The organism is Oleiphilus sp. HI0079 (genome assembly GCF_001635105.1).
On sequence record NZ_LWFT01001207.1, the window covers coordinates 1 to 1,054 of the forward strand.

Below are 1,054 nucleotides of genomic sequence, written 5' to 3' on the forward strand. Positions count from 1 at the left end.
ATGCAGCATGGCGATATGTCGATCTTCCACCGTCATGAGGAGGACTTGCTCAGTCCTATTCAGTTTAGTGTTGCGAATGCTGTTGAACCTGGCTACTTTGATCCGGACAAGCTCGATTCGTTGACAACGCCTGGTGTGAGTTTTTTTATGAGTATTCCAGGCCCTAAAGACTACCTCAAAGCATTTGAGTTTATGTACGAAACAGCGAAGTGCTTTGCCGACAACTTGCAGGGCGAGCTGAAAGATGAGAATCGTAGCGTTCTAACGTCACAGACTATTGAGCATAGTAAGCAGCGCATTCGAGAGTTTGAACGCAAGCAGCTTTGTAAGGCTCGGCCTTGATATTAGGAAGTTAAGGTGACTCAAAAGTCTGTAGAGAGTTTGGCGGATGAGGTTGCGCATCTGTCAGCCCAGCTCAACGAGCACAATTACCGGTATTACGTGCTCAGTGCTCCAAGCGTTTCGGATGCAGACTATGATGTTTTGTTCCAAAAGCTCAAGGCGATCGAAGAGCTTCATCCCGAGCTAAAGCGCCCAGACTCCCCAACGCAACGTGTTGGCAGTGCACCCTCCAATGAGTTTAAACAAGTACAGCATCGGATCCCGATGCTGTCTCTAGATAATGTCTTCTCAACAGAAGATCTACGCGCCTTCTATGCTCGCCTAAAAGATAAGGTCGCGCCTGAAGAGGGTGGCCACTTCTCTGTTATTGCAGAGCCTAAATTAGATGGCGTTGCGGTTAGTCTTTTATACGTAGACGGCGTTTTGCAATATGGAGCGACGCGAGGGGACGGTCAGACAGGCGAAGATATCACACCAAACGTAAAGACCATCTCTAACATTCCTTTGCGGCTTCAGGGTGAAAACACCCCTAGGGAGCTAGAGGTTAGAGGGGAAATATTTATGTCGAAAGCTGTCTTCGAGGAGCTTAACGGCAAGGCTGAGGATAGTGGTGGCAAGGCCTTCGTCAATCCGCGTAATGCGGCATCAGGTAGTCTTCGTCAGCTTGATTCGCGTGTTACGGCGGCGCGAAAACTGAGTATGAATGCCTATT

1 protein-coding gene and 1 pseudogene are annotated in these 1,054 nt (G+C 48.8%); both read left to right on the forward strand.

The window, feature by feature from the left end:
- The coding region (locus A3750_RS21520; protein ID WP_068548798.1) for a cell division protein ZipA C-terminal FtsZ-binding domain-containing protein at positions 1–342 on the forward strand (342 nt) is incomplete at its 5' end.
- A gap of 15 nt (positions 343–357) precedes the next feature.
- Positions 358–1,054, forward strand: a pseudogene (gene ligA / locus A3750_RS21525) (NAD-dependent DNA ligase LigA); the annotation flags it as partial.